Annotated in this window: 15 protein-coding genes; 11 read left to right on the top strand and 4 right to left on the bottom strand. The window is 72.5% G+C overall.

Features of this window, described 5'->3' with window-relative positions:
* Nucleotides 1-271: 271 nt before the first annotated feature.
* From BJ982_RS15025 to BJ982_RS15015, 3 genes are all read left to right on the top strand, one after another.
* The gene (locus BJ982_RS15025) at nt 272-1,486 is read left to right on the top strand and encodes a nucleotidyltransferase family protein (RefSeq protein ID WP_184880558.1); all 1,215 of its coding nucleotides are present in this window, start codon (nt 272-274) and stop codon (nt 1,484-1,486) included.
* Nucleotides 1,483-2,706, top strand: a complete 1,224-nt coding sequence (locus tag BJ982_RS15020; protein ID WP_184880556.1) for a M16 family metallopeptidase — start codon at nt 1,483-1,485, stop codon at nt 2,704-2,706. The genes BJ982_RS15025 and BJ982_RS15020 overlap by 4 nt, the downstream gene beginning before the upstream one ends.
* A gap of 489 nt (nt 2,707-3,195) precedes the next feature.
* Nucleotides 3,196-4,056, top strand: coding sequence for a nucleoside-diphosphate kinase (locus BJ982_RS15015; RefSeq protein ID WP_184880555.1), 861 nt, complete (start codon nt 3,196-3,198; stop codon nt 4,054-4,056).
* A gap of 3 nt (nt 4,057-4,059) precedes the next feature.
* Here the strand turns inward: BJ982_RS15015 and BJ982_RS15010 are convergent, their stop codons facing one another.
* Nucleotides 4,060-5,175, bottom strand: coding sequence for a GNAT family N-acetyltransferase (locus tag BJ982_RS15010; protein ID WP_184880552.1), 1,116 nt, complete (start codon nt 5,173-5,175; stop codon nt 4,060-4,062).
* Nucleotides 5,175-6,086 (bottom strand): GNAT family N-acetyltransferase, encoded by a 912-nt coding sequence (locus tag BJ982_RS15005; protein ID WP_184880550.1) that lies wholly within the window; start codon nt 6,084-6,086, stop codon nt 5,175-5,177. Before BJ982_RS15005 ends, BJ982_RS15010 begins: the two co-directional genes overlap by 1 nt.
* A gap of 311 nt (nt 6,087-6,397) precedes the next feature.
* On the opposite strand from BJ982_RS15005, the gene BJ982_RS15000 reads away from it, so the two are divergent.
* Genes BJ982_RS15000 through BJ982_RS14985 form a run of 4 tightly spaced genes read left to right on the top strand, consistent with a single transcriptional unit; the run spans nt 6,398 to nt 12,456 of the window.
* A complete protein-coding gene (locus BJ982_RS15000; RefSeq protein WP_184880548.1) occupies nt 6,398-7,489 on the top strand; it encodes a tRNA lysidine(34) synthetase in 1,092 nt (363 codons plus the stop codon).
* On the top strand, nt 7,486-9,342 hold the full coding sequence (locus tag BJ982_RS14995; protein ID WP_184880546.1) for an aminotransferase class I/II-fold pyridoxal phosphate-dependent enzyme: 1,857 nt from the start codon (nt 7,486-7,488) through the stop codon (nt 9,340-9,342). Before BJ982_RS15000 ends, BJ982_RS14995 begins: the two co-directional genes overlap by 4 nt.
* Nucleotides 9,339-11,222 (top strand): DUF4910 domain-containing protein, encoded by a 1,884-nt coding sequence (locus BJ982_RS14990; RefSeq protein WP_184880544.1) that lies wholly within the window; start codon nt 9,339-9,341, stop codon nt 11,220-11,222. The genes BJ982_RS14995 and BJ982_RS14990 overlap by 4 nt, the downstream gene beginning before the upstream one ends.
* Nucleotides 11,203-12,456 (top strand): MFS transporter, encoded by a 1,254-nt coding sequence (locus BJ982_RS14985; RefSeq protein WP_184880542.1) that lies wholly within the window; start codon nt 11,203-11,205, stop codon nt 12,454-12,456. The genes BJ982_RS14990 and BJ982_RS14985 overlap by 20 nt, the downstream gene beginning before the upstream one ends.
* A gap of 9 nt (nt 12,457-12,465) precedes the next feature.
* On the opposite strand, the gene BJ982_RS14980 is transcribed toward BJ982_RS14985, so the two are convergent.
* Together BJ982_RS14980 and BJ982_RS14975 are read right to left on the bottom strand one after the other, a co-directional pair.
* On the bottom strand, nt 12,466-13,536 hold the full coding sequence (locus tag BJ982_RS14980) for an alkaline phosphatase family protein (RefSeq protein ID WP_184880540.1): 1,071 nt from the start codon (nt 13,534-13,536) through the stop codon (nt 12,466-12,468).
* A gap of 170 nt (nt 13,537-13,706) precedes the next feature.
* Nucleotides 13,707-13,850 carry a hypothetical protein gene (locus BJ982_RS14975; RefSeq protein ID WP_184612575.1) on the bottom strand — a complete coding sequence of 48 codons (144 nt, stop codon included), beginning with the start codon at nt 13,848-13,850 and terminating at the stop codon, nt 13,707-13,709.
* Between the two features lie 787 nt (nt 13,851-14,637).
* Here BJ982_RS14975 and BJ982_RS14970 point away from each other — a divergent pair.
* The 4 genes from BJ982_RS14970 (at nt 14,638) to BJ982_RS14955 (ending at nt 19,103) form a co-directional block, all read left to right on the top strand.
* Nucleotides 14,638-15,960, top strand: coding sequence for an MFS transporter (locus tag BJ982_RS14970; RefSeq protein WP_203959142.1), 1,323 nt, complete (start codon nt 14,638-14,640; stop codon nt 15,958-15,960).
* 235 nt (nt 15,961-16,195) lie between these two features.
* On the top strand, nt 16,196-16,960 hold the full coding sequence (locus BJ982_RS14965) for a HalD/BesD family halogenase (RefSeq protein WP_184880538.1): 765 nt from the start codon (nt 16,196-16,198) through the stop codon (nt 16,958-16,960).
* The gene (locus tag BJ982_RS14960) at nt 16,957-18,186 is read left to right on the top strand and encodes an argininosuccinate synthase (protein WP_184880536.1); all 1,230 of its coding nucleotides are present in this window, start codon (nt 16,957-16,959) and stop codon (nt 18,184-18,186) included. Before BJ982_RS14965 ends, BJ982_RS14960 begins: the two co-directional genes overlap by 4 nt.
* On the top strand, nt 18,183-19,103 hold the full coding sequence (locus BJ982_RS14955; protein WP_184880534.1) for a methionyl-tRNA formyltransferase: 921 nt from the start codon (nt 18,183-18,185) through the stop codon (nt 19,101-19,103). The genes BJ982_RS14960 and BJ982_RS14955 overlap by 4 nt, the downstream gene beginning before the upstream one ends.
* The last annotated feature ends 33 nt before the right edge of the window (nt 19,104-19,136 follow it).

The following is a 19,136-nucleotide window of genomic DNA, read 5'->3' as shown; positions in this document are numbered from 1 at the left end:
TATTCACGTGACGGCCACGCACCGCCACCGCGGCCCGATCCCCACCTTGATCACGCCTTGACGCGAGCAGCGCTCACGTACCTGTAAGGAACGATCCACGGAATTCGCAGGCCCACCTTCTATAAGGATCGGTTCGCTCGGAAATCGGCTACGCACGGTAGTTTTCCGCCCACGACGCCGCCTGGGGACGTCTTGTCGGGGACAGTGTCATCTGTCAGAGTCGTCGGGAAGATCTCCCCCTGGAACGACCGGGCCAGAAGGACGGAACCACGTGATCGGGCTGACGTCGGGCGAGCTTGAAGAGATCCTGGCCACGGTGACGGGCCAGGACATGGAGACGCCCGGGGAGGTGCTCCACGTCACCCGCACCGCACAGCCCTCCTTCCTCGCCACGCTGTTGAGCGCCTGGGAGCGGGACGGGCGCGATCTCGGCCCCGGCCTCTCCCACGAGCTGTCCCGGTTCCGGGCGCGGATGGCCTTCTACCGCGACCTCCAGAAGCGCATCGCCGCCCGCTTCGGCGATCCCGTCACCTTCAAGGGCCTGGAGGTGGCCGCGCGCTACCCCGAGCCCCTGGTGCGGACCATGAACGACCTCGACTACTGGATCCCCGACGAGGACCGGGTCTGGCCGATCGTCTCCTGGCTGGTCGAGGAGGGCTGGGCCCTGCACAGCGCCACCTTCCTCAAGTTCGAGGGACGCCTCCAGTTCCTGGTCAGCATGCGCAGGCACGCCGACGACCCGTACGGGCTGCCGTACGCCGTCGAGCTGAGCACGATGGCCATGCTCCCCGGCCCGGCCGGCGTCCCCGCCCGGCGCGCGCTCCCCCCGCCGTGCGAGGAGCCGATCGCCAAGAACCTGGTGGCGCTGCTGCTCGAACGCTTCGAGCAGCCGTTCCGGGCCCGCGACCTGGTGGACGCCGCCGTGCAGCTCGACGCGGCGCCGCGCCACGTGCTGAACTCCTGCGCGCTCGCGGTCCACGAGATCGGCCTGTGGCCCGAGTACGCCGAGCTGGCCGCGCTGCTGGACGCCGCCTCCCTCGACGTCCCCCGCCTGCCCGGCGACCTGCGCGCGCTCACCCGGGCCGGGCGGGCCCGGCGGCGCGCGACGGCGGCGCGCGGCCTGCGGCGGCCGATGAGTTTCGCGCTGCTCGAACTGCAGAACCGCATGATGGCCGGACGCTCGGGGCCGATCGGCCGCCGCGCGTGGCGGCTCACCGAGAGCAAGGTGAGCAGCAGGACGGCGCTGGACGCCGGACTGGTGCTGTTCGCGCTGCCCGTCGCCGGCGACCACTACGCCGAGCGGGCGACCCTGCGCGAGCGCGGCGGCACGCTGTGGGCCGACACCCCGGCCGGAGGGTTCGTGCTCGTGCACGGCGAGGAGATCGACGAGGCGGCGCTGGAGGGCGCGCAGGCCGTCGGCGGCCTCGGCGGATGGGAAGTCATCGGCGAGAGCCGCGACGACGGCGGCGAGGAGGAGGACGCGTGAGGGCGCCCGTGCGCACGACCCTGGCCAACGGCGTCCCCGTGCTGGTGCTGCACCGGCCGGGCGCGACCGCGACCACCGTGACGCTGTGGCTGCTCACCGGCTCCCGGTACGAGCAGGAGTCCGTCGCGGGCGGCACCCACCTGCTGGAGCACATCCTCATGCAGGCGCCCCTGGCCGACGGCTCCGGCCGCCCGATCGACCTGCTGGAGGGCCTCGGCGGCGAGGGCAACGCGATCACCAGCCGCGACCACCTCGTCCTGTACGGCCGGGTGCCCTCGCCCGAGGCGCGGACCGCGCTCGGGATCCTCGCCCGCGCGCTCGCCCGGCCCGGCCTGACCGAGGAGGTCCTGGAGTCCGAGCGCAAGGTCGTGCAGGAGGAGCTGCGGCTCGCCGCGGGCGACCCGTTCGACGTCGTCCACGACGTCTTCTACGACGTCGCGTTCGGCCGGCACCCCCTGGCCCGGCCGGTGGGCGGCACCGCGGAGAGCGTGGGCCGGGTGACCCTGGACGACCTGCACGGCTTCCATTCGCGGTGGGTGCGCGGCGCCTCGGCCGGCGTGATCGTCTGCGGCGACCTCTCCCCCGAGGCCGTGCTGGAGGTCCTGGAGTCCGGGCCGGTGTCCGCGCTGCCGGCCGGGGGCGTCCCCCGCGACGACGGCAGCCCGATCGTCGGCGGCGGGCGGCGCCACCTGCCGCTGAACAACGAGTCGGCCGGGGTCGTGCTGGGCGGGCCGGCCGTGCCCTACGGCCACCGGCTGCTGCCGGCCTGGCAGGTGCTCATGGACCTGATCGGCGGCGCCAGCTCGGCGCTGCTGTTCGAGGAGATCAGGAACCGGCGCGGGCTCGCCTACGACATGTGGGCCTTCACCAACGCCTACCGCGACACCGGCGTGTGGCGCGCCTTCGTCGCCACCGCGCCCGAGCACGTGGAGGAGGTCGTGGAGACCGCGACCACCCTGCTGACCCGGCGGGCGGAGGACGGCTGGACGGCCGGCGAGGTCGAGCCGGCCACGCGGCGCGCGGCGGGCCTCCTGCAGCTGGAGACCGAGCAGTCGCTGGAGGAGGCGTTGCTCTACGGCCGCTACGGGCTGATCCCCGGCCATCCCTGGACGCTGGCCGGTCACATCGAGGCCATCCGCGCCGTGACGGCCGAAGACGTCCTGGAGAGCCTGCGGACGGCGCTGAAACCTTTGGTGATCACGGTCGCCGGTATTGACTAGATCCGGGTCGGACCGAAAACTCTGCTTTATAGCGATTGTTCGCTAGGAGTGCACGGAAAAGTCGCATTCCACCGGTATCCGGACAAGTTAAGGAGAACGGTATGGATCGCCGCAGATTGGCACTTCGTCGCCCGAAGCCCTCGCGAAAGGGCTGACATGGACCGTCGGCACCACCAGGCGCGCCGCCCCCGAGTCAAGAAGGGCTGACGTCGCGGACCACCGGTCCATGACGCCGCTCCGCACCACCGTCCCGCCGAGCAAGAAGGGATGAAACATGGCTCTCCAGGCACGCCGCCCCAAGATCACCAAGCCCAAGAAGAGGTAGTCGTGGACCGTCACCAGTACACGCTGCGCCGGCCCAGGCTCTCGCCGAAGAAAGGCTGACCCATGGACCGTCGCCGCAAGCTCGCCCGCCGGCCGCGCGTCACCACGCCGCGCTAGCCGTCGCTAGAAAGAATCCCCACAGGACGACCTGAAACGGAGTGATGGGTGACAGCGATCGATTGGCAGCGGACCGTTCTCGTTCTCCTTCCACCCGACGCGCTCGAACGTCACCTGTGCTCCCCGGTTCTGGACACGCTGGAGCGGCACGGGTTCGCGCCCGTACGGTACGAAGTGCTCTGGCACCGTCCCCCCGGTCAGGACGCCTTTCACGAACGCAACATCACTTCCGTATGGAAGGCCTACTTCTACCGGCAGGTCGACCTGGTGTTCGACCTCGGTCCCACCCTCGCCCTGCTGGTAGAGGAACGGCCGCACGACGACCGCGCGCCCGGGTCGGCGCACGCGCGGCTGCGCGAGATCAAGGGCGCGAGCCACCCGTCCGAGGCCGCCCCGGGCACGATCCGGCGGGACCTGCGCGCCGTCAACGCCATGCTCGGCGTCGTCCACACCTCCGACAGCCCCGAGGACTCCCTGCGGGAGGCGTCGGTGTTCTTCGGGCCCGGCCTCGGGACGGCGGTGGACGACCCCGCCGAGCTGCGGGGGCTCGTCGCGCTCCTGGAGTCCGGCGCTCCGGCGGAGACCAGGGAGTACGACGACGTGGTGACCGGGCTGCGGTCCCGCGTGGTCGCCGCCGTCTGGACCGAGCTGACCGCCGACGGCCGCAAGGCCGCGCCCGAGCTGGCCCGCGCCACGCACGCCGGCGCGGGGGCCGAGCTTGCCGCGCTGCTCCCCGCCGGCCACCCGCTGGCGGAGCTGCTCTCCTGCGAGTACCTGCCCGGCCACCCGCAGGTGGACCTGGCCCGCGCGGCGAAGCGCATGGCCCCCTACGGCCTGACCCTGGACCCCTGGGAGCACGCGGTGCTCAAGACGTCCATGACCTTCCCGCCGCTGCGCCGGGGCTCCTGAGACTCAAAACGCCGGTACGGTCGTCCCGGCGCTGTCGGCCACCACCCGGGCCAGCGCCGGGTCCTCGGCGCGCACCCAGCCGGGCATCTCGACGGCCTCGCACCCGCGCGACATCTTGGCGCGCCAGGTGGCCTGCCCGTAGTGGACGCGCCGCACCCCCGCCTCGGGGGCCAGGCGGACGGGCTCGTAGAAGACGGTCGCGAAGTAGGCGTTGCGCGACTCCGCGCGGGCGTAGTCCATGCCGGTGCTCACGCAGTACCAGACGTCGCCGTACCGGGCGAAGAGCCCGTAGCCGACCAGCGTGCCATCCAACTCGGCGCGGAACAGCAGGGGGTCGCGCAGGGCGCACAGCCCTTCCAGGCGGGCGCGCACCTTGGCCCGGTCGGCGGGCCTGCCGTTGTACTTGGCCGAGTGGGCGCACTTGAGCGTCACGACGTCCTCGGGGACGTCCGCCACCGGCACCGCGCGCACCCGCACGCCCGCGGCGGCCAGCACGCGCAGCTCCCTGCGGGTCTCGGTGCGCTGCTTGCGCGGCAGGGCGGCCAGGTAGTCGTCGAACCCGGCGCCGGGCAGGGGCAGCTCGCAGGAGTAGCTGAGCGGGACGCGGGTGAAGCCGTGCCCGGGCAGGGCTCGCCGGAGCGCCGCCGCGCCCGGCGGCGTGTACAGGAACGCGACGGCGCGCAGGTCGCGCTCCTTCGCCCAGGCGACGATGGCGCCGACCAGCTCCGACAGCGCGCCGGTGTCGGCGGCCAGCGGGCCGAGCGCGTGGCACTCGTAGCCGGGCAGCATCACGACCAGGTTGGGGTACCAGCTCTGCGCGGGCGGCACCCGCCAGGTGGCGCGGGCGGCGCGCGACGCCTCGCTCAGCGGGAACACGCGCGGGTCGCCCGCCAGGATGTACGGCAGGTCGAAGATCTCGCCGGTCGCCTCGCGGTCCAGGACGGTGCCGTAGAGGGCCAGGCGCGTCTCCCCCGCCTCGCGCAGCGCGAAGGTGTAGGCCGCGCCGGGGACGCGGCCGCGCATCGCGTCCAGCCATTCGGGGGTCGCGAACATCGGCCCGCCGGCGCTCAGCCGGTCCCAGTCCGCGACGCGGCCGGGGACCGCCGCGAACGCCCGCATCAGACGGCGCGCAGGCAGGCGTCGAGGGGAACGGGCGTGAGCCCGTGCTTGAGCTTGAAGGCGTGGTTGCCCCGGCCGCCCTCCATCACCTGGCGGCCCTGGCGCAGCGCCTGCTCGGCCGTCGCCGCGAACAGGACCGGGTAGGGGCTGTAGTTGCCGCCGATCTCGTAGTCCACCCCGCAGGCCCAGGCGTGGAAGCGGGTCTCGTCGCGTAGGCAGACGCCCGCGGCGACCAGCCTGTCGCGCTCCCGCACCTCGATCAGGCAGGCGTTGCCGCCGAGCGCGGTGACGAAGCCGGCGAACAGCTCGGGCGGGTAGAAGGCGCCGGTGCCGTGCCGGTCGGAGGTGGCGGCGCACAGCGCGGCCACCTCCATCAGGTCCCCGTCGGCGGTCTCCATGGCGCGGACGGTCACCCCGGCCTCGGCCGCCCTGCGGCCGTTGCGGCGCAGGTTCGCCCGGCCCCGGGGCCTGGCCGCCGCGATGTACCCCTCGACGTCGGTCATGCCGCGCAGGTCCACGCGGAAGCGGTCCTCGATGTGCTCGGCGGGGAAGCCCTCGGCGACCAGGGCGGCGCCGAGCGCCGAGCCGCTCGGCACGTTGATGAAGCCGTACCAGTCGGCGCCGAGCTCGGCGGCGAGGTCGCGCATCGCCGCGACGACCACGCCGGTGTGCGGCTCGCCCGGCAGCCACGCGTCGTAGCAGTGCCAGACGTGGCTGAGCAGGCCGCGGTCGGCCGCCGCGACGGGGTAGCGGGGACGGAGGTGGCCGAGGGGGTCGACGCCGCGCAGCAGCGAGACGGGCAGAACGGTGACGGCCCGCCCGGCGTCGCGTACGACGAAATAGAAGAACGCCTCGACGTCGGTCAGCGGAAAACGCTCGTAGGCGCGCAAATAGCCCAGGCGATAAAACACCGGCGCGCCCGCCCTAGATACAACATCATCCCATTCGGCTTCGTCAACGGTATCGACCGACTTATGTACTTCGACGGTCAAAGACGAGCTCATGACCCCCCTGACATGGCTACCTGGTCCATGGACCCGAACCCTTGACGCCAATGACCAAAATGACCCCATACTAGGCGCACATCACAGCAGTGAGGGAGAAAGTCGTGGCACACGTCGTCTTCCATGACAAAGTCGGTGGCTCGGAGACGCTGAGCGCCACCCCCGGTCGGCCGCTGACTGAAATCCTGACGGCCCACGGCATTCCCGTCAACGCCGTCTTGACCACTCGTAACGGGAAAATCGTTCCAGAAGAGACCACCACCGTCGGCCCCGACGACGTGATCGAGATCCGTCAGGTGCGCCACTACGACATGGACGTGATCCGCAAGCCGGCGCGCACCGTCTACGCCACCCCCGACCCCGTCTACGTCAAGACCGTGATGTTCGACGTCAACGGGCAGTTGGAGCACCGGGTCGAGCACTTCGACGCCGAGGGATTCATCCGGTACGTCGAGGAGGCGTTCGTCCAGAGCGTCGTCGGAGGCGGCGTCCTGCGGGCCGGCGAGCCGGTCGTGATCGGGCTGTCCGGCGGCAGGGACAGCGTGGCCCTGCTCAAGCTCATGGAGCGCACCCGCGACCGGATCCCGCACGTGCCCATGACCTCGGTCACGATCACCGGCCTGCCCGACTGGGAGGAGCCGGCGACGTTCGCGGCGGCCCGCGCCTCGGCGGCGGAGCTCGGCATCGACCAGGCCATCGTCACCGCCTCCGACATCGAGCGGGTCTTCAAGATGCGCAGGCCCTTCGTGGAGGCCATGAACTCCGTGGTCTCCGGGGAGAACCGCCACCTCAACATGGTCGTCGGCCACCAGGTGCTGCGCCGCATGCTGGAGAACCACGCCGTCGAGACCGGCGCGCAGACCGTCGCGTTCGGCTTCAACGGCGACGACCTCGTCGCCAGCATGGTGACCTGGATCATGTCCGGCTACCGCATGGGCGGCATCCCGGTGCGGGAGATCGGCGGGATGCGCTACATCTTCCCGCTCTACCGCATCACCAAGAAGGAGCTGATGCTCTACCTGGAGCTCGTCGCCCCCGAGCTCAACCGCCAGGGCGCCCCCGGCCGGTTCACCACCGGCCCCCAGGACCGCTCGATGGCCTACGCCATGGCCGACCACCTGTACGGCCTGTGGCCCGGCGTCGACTACTACCTGTTCGAGTCGTTCGCGAACATGCAGCGCTACATGTTCCCGTTCGTCGAGCAGAAGTGCCGCGTCTGCGAAGGCGTCTACATCCTGCAGGAAGGGGTGCAGAACCCGCCCGACCTGTGCGACGTGTGCGAGTTCTTCGGCGCCCAGGGCTTCTCATGAGCCGGTGGTACACCGGCTACTTCTCCCCCGACTTCTGGAGCCTCGTCCGCCACGAGTACACCGCCGCGCGCACGGCGGGCGAGGTCGCCTACCTGGTCAAGACGCTGGAGGAGCACGCGCCCGGACGGCGCGTGCTCGACCTCGGCTGCGGTCTCGGACGGCACGCGGTCCCGCTGGCCGAGCACGGCTTCGAGGTCGTCGGCGTCGACGTCAGCAGGTGGGCGCTGGACCGCGCCGAGGAGGCCGCGCGGCGGGCCGGGGTCCCGCTGAGCGTGGTGTGCGCCGACCTGCTGGAGCGGGCCCCGTTGCCCGAGGCGGACGCCGCCGTCTGCCTGCAGAGCTTCGGCTGGGGCGAGGACGAGGAGCAGCGGAGGCTGCTGCGCCGGGTGCGCGACCGGCTCGTCCCCGGCGGGCTGCTGATCCTGGACCACTCCAGCGTGACCGGCATCCTCGCCCGCTACCGCGCCTCCGACCGGTTCGAGGCCGAGGGGACCGTCTACGAGTTCGCCCGCTCCTACGACGCGATGAGCGGGCGCAGCCGCGGCGAGCTGCGCGTCACCCGGCCCGACGGCGCGGTCGCCCGGCTGCGCGACGACCTCCGGCTCTACCAGCCGCCCGAGGTCGCCGCCATGCTCCGCGACTCCGGGTACGAGATCGTGCGCGCCGACGCCGACTTCGCCGCCGGGTCCCCGGTCCAGGTGGACACCCGCTACGTCCAGTTCGTCGCCCGGGTCCCGCGCCGGCCCGAGCCCGCCGTCCTCGACTACGCCCGCGCGACGCCCGCCCCGGGCACCCTGGACCTGCGCTGGGCCCCCGACGAGGTCGAGTACGCCCGCGACGCCATCGAAGCCGCCTGGGCCGAGGCCCACGCGTCGGCGTCCGCCGACGGCGCCGCGAACGGAGCACACCACCGGAACGGGACGCGGGGCGAGTACCGTGCGGAAGCCGCCGGCGGTCCCGGGGCGGGCTTCGGCGAGGTGGCGCGAGGGCTGGCCGTGGACGATCCCTACGGCGGCGGGCGCGCGGCGCCCGTGCTCGCGCGGCACTTCGGCGCCGACATCACCCCGGACCGCGTGGTCGCGGGCGCGGGCACGACCGGGCTGCTGCACGCGCTGAGCCTGCTCGCCGCGCCCGGCACCCTGCTCTGCACGCCCTACGCCCACCCCGACCTGCCCGCCTGGGCGTCCGCGCTCGGCGTCGCCCTGCGCCCCTTCGACCCGTCCGCCGACGACGCGCCGGAGCTGATCGCCCGCACGCGGCCCTCGCTCGTGCTCGTCGAGCGGCCGGGCGTCCTCGGCGTCCTGCCGCCGCTCGACCGTATCCGCGCGCTGGCCGAGGCCGCCGCGGCGGTGGGGGCGCTGCTCGTGGTGGACGAGGCCGGCGCCACCTACGCGGGCCCGCAGGCCAGCGCCGTGCCGCTCACCTCGCGGGTGGACGGCCTCGTCGTGCTGCGCAGCGTGTCCAAGGGGTACTGCTGCGGCGGCCTGCGCACCGGGTTCGCGATCACCTCGGCGGGGGTGGGCGCGGACCTGCGCCGGGTGGCGCCGCCGCTCGCGGCCTCCGCGCTGCCCATGGAGGTGGCGCTGCGGCTGCTCGACCGCGGCGACGCGCTGGCCCCGCTGCGCGCCGCCGTCGCGGAGGCCAAGCCGGAGCTGATCGACGGGCTGCGGTCCCTCGGCGTGACCGTGGAGCCGGGGCATCCGGCGCTGCCGTGGGTGACGACCTCGCGGCCGTGCCCGCCCGGCATCCTCGGCAAGCCCGTGCGCCCGCTGTTCGCCGCGCCGCTGACGAGGATCAGCGTGCCGCTGTCGCGGGCCAGGAGGGACGCGTTCCGCGCCGTGGTGGGCCGGTGAGCGTCGCCACCACCATCGCACGCCTGCACTCCCTGTTCGACACCGCCGCGGCCATGGCCGACGTCGCCGCGGTGTGCGCGTCCGACCGCTACCAGGCGTCCTCGGGCATCGTGGCGGCGGCCGGGCACGTCGCCGCCCGCGCCGAGGAGGCCGGGCTGCGCGAGGTGCGCCTGCACCACTTCCCCGCCGACGGCGCCCGCCGCTGGTGGACCTTCCGCGCCCCCGCCTCCTGGACCCCGGTCCGCGCCGAACTCTCCGGCCCGTCCTCTCTCGTCCGGAGCGAGGGCCCTCTCCACGCCTCGGAGGGGTTCTCTCTCCCGGGCGGGTGGTTCCCTCTGGCGCGCTACCCCGACGAGCCGTTCGTCCTGGCCGCGCACTCCGCGGCGACCGGCCCGGACGGGGTGGAGTTGCCGGTCGTCCGGATCGGGGCCGGGCCCTTGCGCGGCGCGCTCGCCGTGCACGACGACCCGTCCGTCCCGTTGCCTCTCGCGCTGGAACTGGCCCAGCGGGAGGGCGCGACCGGGCTCGTCACCGACCAGGTGTCCGCGAACGGCGGCGTCGGACGCGTCGAGCTGCGCGGCGGGGCGCCGCTGTTCGCGTTCAGCCTCCCGCGGGGACGCGCGGCGGTGCTGGTCGCGGCCGGACGGGCCCGCGTCACGGTGGACGTGCGCGAGGACGCCTCCATGCCGCTGGTCACCGGGCTCATCCCGGGCGAGGAAGCGGACGAGGTGCTGCTGTACGCGCACCTGTGTCACCCCATGCCGAGCGCCAACGACAACGCGACCGGGGTCGCCGCGCTGCTGGCCGCCGCCCGGATGCTGGCCGGGACCCGTCCGCGCCGGGGCGTGCGGTTCGTCTGGGCACCGGAGTTCACCGGCATGGCCGCCTACCTCCACGACGTCGCCCGCGTCGTCCCCATGGCGGCGGTGAACGTGGACATGGCGGGCGAGGACCAGCGGCTCTGCGGCGGCCCGCTCATCGTGGAGCGCGCCCCCGACCACCTGCCCGGCTTCGTCAGCGCGCTCGCCGAGCACGCCGCCGCGCTGCTCCCGCAGGCCGCGCGCTCCTACACCGGCGCGGTGGCCTGCGATACGTGGGCCTGGCGCGCCACGCCGTTCGTCGGGGCCTCCGACCACGCCCTGCTGGCCGACCGCTCGATCGCCTGCCCGGCCGTCGCGCTCGGCCACTGGCCCGACCGCTTCAACCACAGCTCGGCCGACACCCTCGACAAGGTGGACCCGGCCGAGCTGCGGCGCACGACGACCCTGGCCGCGGCCATCGCCGCGACCCTCGCCACCGCCACCCCCGCCGACCGCCCGGAACTGGAGTCCATCGCCCTCCGCTGGGCCGCCGCCCGCCTCCTCGACCGCCTCCCCGGCGGCCCGTCCACACCCGGCGAGGACGGGGTGCGGCACCGTACGCGGGTCGCGGTGGCGGCCGTCGAGTGGGTCGATGTCATCTGCGGAGACCAGGGAGGGGACGGACCCCGCCGGTGGGTGGAGGGCCTCGCCGGGCACGTGGCCGCGCTGCTGCCGGACGACACGCCCGCGCCCGCGGGCGGGCGGGTGCCGGTGCGCCGGTGGGACGGGCCGTTCAACCTGCGGGGGCTCGCGGAGGACGCGGATCGGGACGGCGAGGAGTGGATCGGGGCGCGGCTGACCGCGGACCGGGCACGCGGATACGCGCTGATGGTCGCCCTGGCGCACGGCATCGACGGGGCGCGGGACCGGGAGGCCGTGCGGCGGTACGCGGAAGCCGCCACCGAGCTCCCCGTGGACGAGGATTTCGCGCGGCGCTTCCTGGACATCCTGCTGGAGGCGGGATGGGCGGCCGAGCGGACCATCCCGGATGGAGGTGCCGATGCGCCGGCTCATGCGTGACCCCAAGTTCGTCCTGCTCTTCGCCGGACAGGCGATCAACATGTTCGGCGACCGCGCGCTGCTGGTCGTGCTCGCCATCTGGGTGAAGGAGCTGACCGGCTCGGACTCGCTGGCCGGCGTGACGTTCGTGCTGCTGGCGCTGCCGGCGGTGCTCGCGCCGCTGACCGGCCTGCTCGTGGACCGGTTCCCCCGCCGGGCCACGCTCATCGTCAACGACCTGGCCGCCGCCGTCCTGGTCCTGTGCCTGCTGCTGGTGAGGGACGAGGGCGACCTGTGGATCGTGTACGCGGTGACGCTGGGCTACGGCGTCTCCAACCAGATCTTCAACGCCGCGCGGGGCGGGCTGGTCCACTCCATGGTGCCGAAGGACCTGCTCGGCGACGCCAACGGCCTGTTCAGCTCGCTCGGCCAGGGCCTTCGCATCATCGGCCCGCTGCTCGGCACCGCGATCTTCGTCGCGGCCGGGCTCGGCGGGGTGGCGCTGCTGGACGCGGGCACGTTCGTGCTGTCCGTCGTCATCCTGCTGCTGCTCCAGAGCACCCCTGACCTGGTACGCGACCGCTCCCGGCCGTCGGGGCGGCTCGCGTCCGACCTCACGGCGGGCGTCCGGCACGTCCTGCGGGACCGCGAGATGCGGAACGTCATCATCGCCGTCGGCCTCTCACTGGGCGCGGGCGCGCTGATCAACACGGCGATGTTCGCCGCCGTGGAGGACGGCCTGGGGCGCCCGACCGCGTTCATCGGCGTCCTGGCCGCGTTCCAGGGGGCGGGGTCGATCGCGGGCGGCGTCGCGGTCGGCACGCTGATCCGGCGGTACGGCGAGGCGCGCACCGCGGCCATCGGCTTCCTGCTGGGGGCCGTCGGCCTGGCCCTGATCATCCCGACCACCGAGGCGGGCATGTGCGCGGGCGGGGTGCTGGTGGGCATCTCGATCCCGGTGTTCCTGGTGGCGACCACCACGCTCGTGCAGCGCCGCACCGAGGGAGAGCTCCAGGGGCGGGCGCTGACCGCGATGGAGGCGCTGATCGACCTGCCCTACATCGCCGCGCTGGCGGCGGGCACCGTCGTGATCAGGTTCGTGCCGTTCCGCCTCATCTACGCGTTCTCCGCGACGGCGTTCCTGGTGCTCGCCCTGTACGTGCTGATCTCCCGGCGCGGCGGCACACCCGAGCGTCCCGAGGCCGCCGAGGGACCCGGCGCCGAGGCCGCGCCGTCGGAGTCGCCGGCGTCCTGAGCGCCGCGCTCAGCGCCAGACGGCCAGCGGCACGAGCATCTCGTCGGGGCTGAGCGCCCCGTGCTCCCAGGCCACGCCGGCGACCGGGAGCGGGAAGCCCGGCGAGGTGGCGAGGGCGACGACGCCGCCGATCCGCTCGCGCAGCGCGGGGGTGAGGCCGGTGAGCCCGAGGCCGGGCAGGTCGTCGACGGGGACGACCAGCGCGTGGCCGTCCAGGGCGGCGGCGAGCCTCTCCCTGACCTCGCCCGTGCGGCCCTCGCGAGGGTAGAGCCAGCGGACCCGTCCCGCGCCCCCGGCGGGCAGGCGGCACAGCTCCGGGGTGTCGACGCGCGCCCAGGCCGCCTCCAGCTCCGGGTCGGGCGCGCAGGGCGTCTGGCCGTGGTCGGCGTGGGCGAGCACGGTCCAGCCGCGCCGCGCCCAGGACCGCGCGTGCCGCTCCAGTTGCTCGACGGCGCGGCGGGCGCGGGCGTCGTAGCCGTGCCGGTGCACGTGCTCGTCCAGGTTGACGTACGTCCAGAGCAGGAGGGGGACGTCGGCGCGGTGCGCGGTCAGGGCGGCCTCGACGTCGCCGGCCACGGCCTCGGCCATGCGCACGGGGTCGGCCGCGTCGGCGGCGAGGGCGCGCGGGCCGGGGCCGGGGATGCGCTCCGCCCCCTGGAGCAGCGCGTCGGCCCAGGGGCCGCCGAGGGCGCCCACCTCGCGGGCCAGGACGGCGGCGCGGGCGCGGGAGGCGGCGGTCTCGAAGACGGTGGGGTGCCGGACGAGGACGTCCGGCGAGGCGGGACGGCCCGGGGCGACGGGCTCGGGGGCGTCACGCGGGCCGGCGAGCACGGTGCCGTGGATGAGGTCCACCAGGGCGTCGTCGGCGGGCGACCGGCAGGCCGCGCCCGCGACCAGGTGCCCGGTCAGGGGCACACCGGTGACGGCGGTCATCCACGCCGTCGCGGAGGTGCTGGGGAAGGTGGAGGTGAGGGTTTCGAGCGCGGCGTCGCGCCACGACTCGCGCGCGGTGCGCCACGACAGTCCGTCGACGGCGAGCACCACGATTCCCCGGGCGGCACGGTCGAGTTCGTCCAGCATCCGCCCGGGTATCGCACTCAGCGATCGGCGGGGGTGCGGGATCACACCGTCCCCCGTCATGAATTCATTGATCAGTGCGATATCGCTCGGCAATAGAGCGGTCTCCTCCTGGTTCGATCGACCGGCGTGCGGGCGATCAGGGGTGGCCGCTCAGCCGAACCGGCGGCGGATCAGTAGTTCGGGACGCAGTCGGTGCAGGTCGTGCGGAACTTGATGGCTGCCTCGGCCTGACGGGCGGAGAGCATCTTCTGCACTAATTCCGGCGTGAGCATAACGGGGGTTTCGGTCGTCTTCTGAACGAGCTCGGGCGTCATCCCTACCTCCTGCGGGAAATTGACGGCTGCCCATAATGTCGGGCTAATGCAGCGTAAAATACGCTCGGATAGCTGTCAACAGCGGAATGTACGGTAAACAACCACATAATGCCGCGCCGGCGGCGGGGCGCGCGTCCTCGCAGGACAGAGCGCCCGTCGCGGTTCCGCGTTCTCGCACCCCGGCTGCCGACCGGGGTGAATAGGCGCCCCTGCCGCCGATCCCGGGCGCGGAAACTCTCACCCTCCCGAAAATGATCATTCATTACCCGGCCCCGCGACGCGGGAGGCCGCGCGCCGTCGTCCGGGTGACCGCATCCCCGCCTCCGGCAGGACCGAATCATCGGGGCGCCCGGCGACGTCCGGGACCGCCCGCGCCGCCCGGCGCGGCCCGCGGGGAGCCGGGGCGCGCACGCCGAGGTGATCACCATGGTCCACGCCTGGCGGCGCCTGTCAAGAACCGCGCAGGCGGGCATGCGCCGGGACGATGGGAAGGCGACGGGAAATGGTTTCGCCGGAGGCGGCGGCGCGCGGACCTCTTGGCGTCCACCCCGCCCCGCGCGACACTTTTGTGCGGCCCGCGCCCCGGCGCGGGCCCGGACCGCCCTTTGACGTGCCCGATCACGTGACGCGGGGAACCCCGTGAACGTCCACGGGCCGCGTGCCCGATGTAAACGTAAGGATTATCGGGCCGGAAAAATGTGAAACACAGCGGCAATTGACGCCCGTCGCGGGGCTGTGGTCAGAATAACGGACGATTAGCCACGCCTATCGACCCACGGAGGATCCGTTGTCCACGGAGAGTCAGTCCGACTCCGACGCGCCGGCCGCACCACGAGACCGGGGACTCTGGGCCAACCACGACTTCACGAAGTTCTGGGTCGGCGAGACCATTTCTCTGATGGGCGTGCAAGTCACCGCGCTCGCTCTGCCGCTGACCGCCGTGATCTCGCTGCACGCGGGCGCGGAGCAGACCGGCGCGCTGCGGTTCGTGCAGTTCATCCCGTTCCTGTTCCTGTCGCTGCTGTTCGGCGTCTGGGCCGACCGGCGCAGGAAGCGCCCCCTGATGATCACCGCGAACGTCGTCAGGTGCGTGCTCATCGCCCTCGTGCCCGTGCTGGCGTGGATGGACGCGCTCAGCATGGCCGGGCTGTACGCGCTGGCGCTCGGCATCGGGGTGTGCACGGTCCTGTTCGACGTGTGCTGGATGTCGTACGTGCCGACGCTCGTCCAGAAGGAACACCTGGTCGAGGCGAACGGCAAGGTCAACTCCAGCTTCTCGGTGGCCGACCTGGCGGGTCCCGGCATCTCCGGCCTGATCGTCCAGATATTCACCGCACCGTACGCGCTGCTCATCGACGCGTTCTCCTACCTGGTCTCGGTGTTCACGCTGACGTCGATCAAGCGGCCCGAGCCCGAGCCGACGCCCGGCGCCGAACGCCATCTCGGCAGGGAGATCAGAGAGGGCATCCTGCTCGTGACGAAGAACCCGTTCCTGCGGGTCATCGCCACCATCGGGTCGGCCTACAACTTCTGCTACATGTTCATCGACGGCATCTTCGTGCTGTACTGCGTGAAGATCCTGGGTTTCACCCCCTTCACGATCGGCCTGGTGTTCAGCCTGAGCTCGGTCGGCGGCCTGCTGGGCTCGCTGGCCGCGAGCAGGTTCATCAAGCGCTTCCCCTACGGCCGGATCTACGTGGTCGCCGTCGTCATCGGATACTCGGGCTCGCTGCTGGTGCCGCTGGTGACCGGGCCGACGTGGCTGGCCGCGGCGGTGATCGGCGGCGGCTTCGTCTTCACGCGCTTCGGCCTCTCGGTGGCCAACGTGGTGGCGCTCAGCCTGCGGCAGGCCGTCACCCCCCAGCACATGATGGCCCGCATGACGGCCGGCATGCGCACGCTGCTGTCCGGGCTCGGCACGCTCGGCGCGCTGGCCGGCGGGTTCGTCGGCGCGAGCCTCGGCCTGCGCGAGGCCATCTGGATCGGGGCCATCGCCTCGACCGTCTCCACCGTGCCGCTCTTCCTGTCGATCATCCCCCGGCTGCCCAAGCTTCCCGAATCCCCTGAAGAGGCCCTGGAGTTCGCCGCGGCCCAGCGCGGCACGGCCTGAGCGGAGCGCGAACCGGCCGGCGGGACGCGCGGGCCCCGGCGCCCCCGCCCGGCCCCGTCCCCCGGCCCCGCCCGCACGTACGAGATTTCCACAGTCCGTTTCATAACTATGAGTATTGCCATCCTGAACGGAGCTCGGCTTATGCTGCACTCCGGATGCGGCCGCCCGCCATCGGGAAACAGTCCCTATCGATAAAAACATGAGTCAACCACAGCGATACTCCAAGGAGGCGGCCATGTCGGATGTCGGCGCGCTGCTACTCGATCTGGAAACGCATCTCGCCACCAACGTCAGCGAGGAATCCATTGCGCGGGCGCGACGTGATTTCTCCTACCTCGGCCACGCCAAGATTCCCTTTCTGGTCCCGGACTCGGTGAAGAAGGCCGTCGCCGACGAGGTGAACCGGCTGCTGGAGGTCGGCAGCGTGCGCCGCGACGTCAGCTTCGCGGAGACCGACCACAGCCCGCGCCGGATGCGCAACGTGCGGCGCAAGGAGATCGTCGAGTTCGGCACCGTCATCCCCGGGGTCTACAACTCGGCACGGATGCTCCAGAGCCTCGGGCAGATCGCGGGCGAGCCGGTCCATCCCTGCCCTTATGAGCCCGAGCAGTTCGTGATCACGTGCCTGGAGAAGGACGGCGACACGCACGGCTGGCACTGGGACGACTACAGCTTCGCGGTCGTGTGGGTCATCGAGACCCCGCCGATCGCCGACGGCGGGTTCGTGCAGTGCGTGCCGGGGACGGTGTGGAACAAGGCGGACCCGCAGATCAACAGGACGCTGACGCGGCACCCGATCTACTCGGTCGAGCTGTTCTCCGGCGACCTGTACCTGATGCGCACCGACACGACGCTGCACCGCGTGTACCCGGTGGTCAACGGCACACGCAAGATCATCAACATGGGTTACGCGTCCACGCGCAACCTGACGATGGAACTCTCCCACGAGACCATGGACGGTCTGTGGGCGGACCCGGAAACCCTGGAGGTGTCGAGGTGACCAGCAACACCGGTAAAGCGCCCGAGCACATCGTCCTCGCCTTCTCCGGCGGGCTGGACACCTCGGTGGTGCTGGTCTGGCTCCAGGAACGCTACAAGTGCCCGATCACGGCGTTCGTCGCCGACCTCGGGCAGGGCGAGGAGCTGGAGACGGCCCGCCGCAAGGCCCTCGACCTCGGCGCCGTCGACGTGAAGATCGTCGACCTGCGCGAGGAGTTCGCCCGGGACTACGCGTTCCCGATGTACCGCGCGGACGCGATGTACGAGGGCCAGTACCTGATGGGCTCCTCCATCGGCCGGCCGCTGATCGCCGCCGCGCAGATCCGCGTCGCCGAGGAGATCGGCGCGGACGCGGTCGCGCACGGCGCCACCGGCAAGGGCAACGACCAGGTCCGCTTCGAGTACACCTACGGAGCGCTGCGCCCGGACATCAAGGTCATCGCCCCCTGGCGGGACTGGGAGTTCTCCTCGCGCAACGACCTGCTGGCGTACGCGAGCAAGAACAACATCGAGGTGGACCTGTCCAGCGGCGAGCGGCCGTACTCGATCGACACCAACCTGCTGCACACCTCCTACGAGGGCGTGGCGCTGGAGGACCCGGCCCTGCCGGTGCCCGCGGGCCTGCTCTACCGGGTCAAGGACCTGCTGGAGGCCGAGCCGGAGCCCGAGGTCGTGCGGGTGTCCTTCGAGAAGGGCAACCCCGTGGCCGTCAACGGCCAGGCGCTCTCCCCCGCCGGGGTGCTGCGCGAGCTCGGCGAGATCGGCGCCCGGCACGGCGTGGGCCGGCTCGACATCGTCGAGAACCGCATCTTCGGCATGAAGACCCGCAACGTCTACGAGGCGCCGTCGGGCACGATCCTGTGGCACGCCCACCGGGCCGTGCAGTCGCTGGTACTGGACCCCGAGGTGCTGCACCTCAAGGACGAGCTGATGCCGCGCTACGCGAGCATGGTCTACCGGGGCCTGTGGTTCGCGCCCGAGCGCCTGATGCTCCAGCACGCGATCGACTGGAGCCAGGACGTCGTCACCGGCGAGGCCAGCCTGATGCTGTACCGCGGCAACGTGCAGGTGGTGGGCCGGACGTCCCCGCACAGCAGGTACGACATCGCGTTCGCCACCTTCGAGGCCGACGACGTGTTCGAGCAGCGCGACGCGGCCGGGTACATGAAGGTGAACACCGTCCGCTTCCGCGCGGGGCGGTCCGCCGCCGGCGGGGCTGCCACGTGAGGATCCTCTTCATGGGGTACGGGGAGCTGGGCGCGAACATGCTCGGCGGCCTCGTCAAGCGCCACGAGGTGGTGACGGTGCTCACCCACGTGGCCGAGTTCGGCGGGCTCGGCGAGCCGGACGTGGAACAGCTCGCCGGCAAGCTGGGCATCCCCCTGGTCTTCTCCGCCACGGCCGCCGAGCCGGACCTGTGGAGGCGGGCCGAGGAACTCGCGCCGGACGTGATCGTGTCCACGAACTGGCGCACCCGCGCCCCGATCGAGCTGCTGAGGATCCCGCGCCTGGGCTCGCTCAACGTGCACGACGCCCTGCTGCCGGAGTACGCCGGGTTCGGCTCGGTGAACTGGTCGATCAGGGACGGGCGCACCGAGATCGGGCTGACCGTGCACTTCATGGACGCGGAGCTGGACACCGGCCCCGTGGTGACCAGGGCCCTGGTGCCCATCGGCCCGCACGACACCGCGGGCGCGGTGCTGAGCAAGCTGCTGGACGAGTACGTGCCCGTGACGCTGCGGGCGCTGGAGCTGGTCGAGAGCGGGCACCGGGGCGAGCGGCAGCCGGCGACCGGCGGAACGTTCTATCACCGGATCGGCGTCGAGGACACCCGCATCGACTGGCGCGACGGCACCACGCAGGTCTACAACTTGGTGCGCGGCCAGAGCGACCCGTTCCTCAACGCCTGGACGACCCACAACGGCGGCCGCCTGTACGTGAAGGTCGCGCGGCCCCCGGAGCGCGGCTACTGCGGCACGCCGGGCCGTGTCGTCAGGGCGGCGGAGGGCGGCGTCGCGGTCGCGTGCGGCCGGCGCGGGGACCCCGACGCGCGGGGGCTGATCCTGCTGCAGGTCGCGACGGAGGACGGGCCGCCCGTGCGGGCGGTGGACTACTTCACCAAGATGGGCGGCTACCTGGAATGACCGGCTGAGCCGCGAGAGGCGGCCGCCCCGCGC

This window comes from Sphaerisporangium siamense (assembly GCF_014205275.1).
Lineage (GTDB): Bacteria > Actinomycetota > Actinomycetes > Streptosporangiales > Streptosporangiaceae > Sphaerisporangium > Sphaerisporangium siamense.
This window is presented reverse-complemented; position numbering and strand designations above follow the sequence as displayed.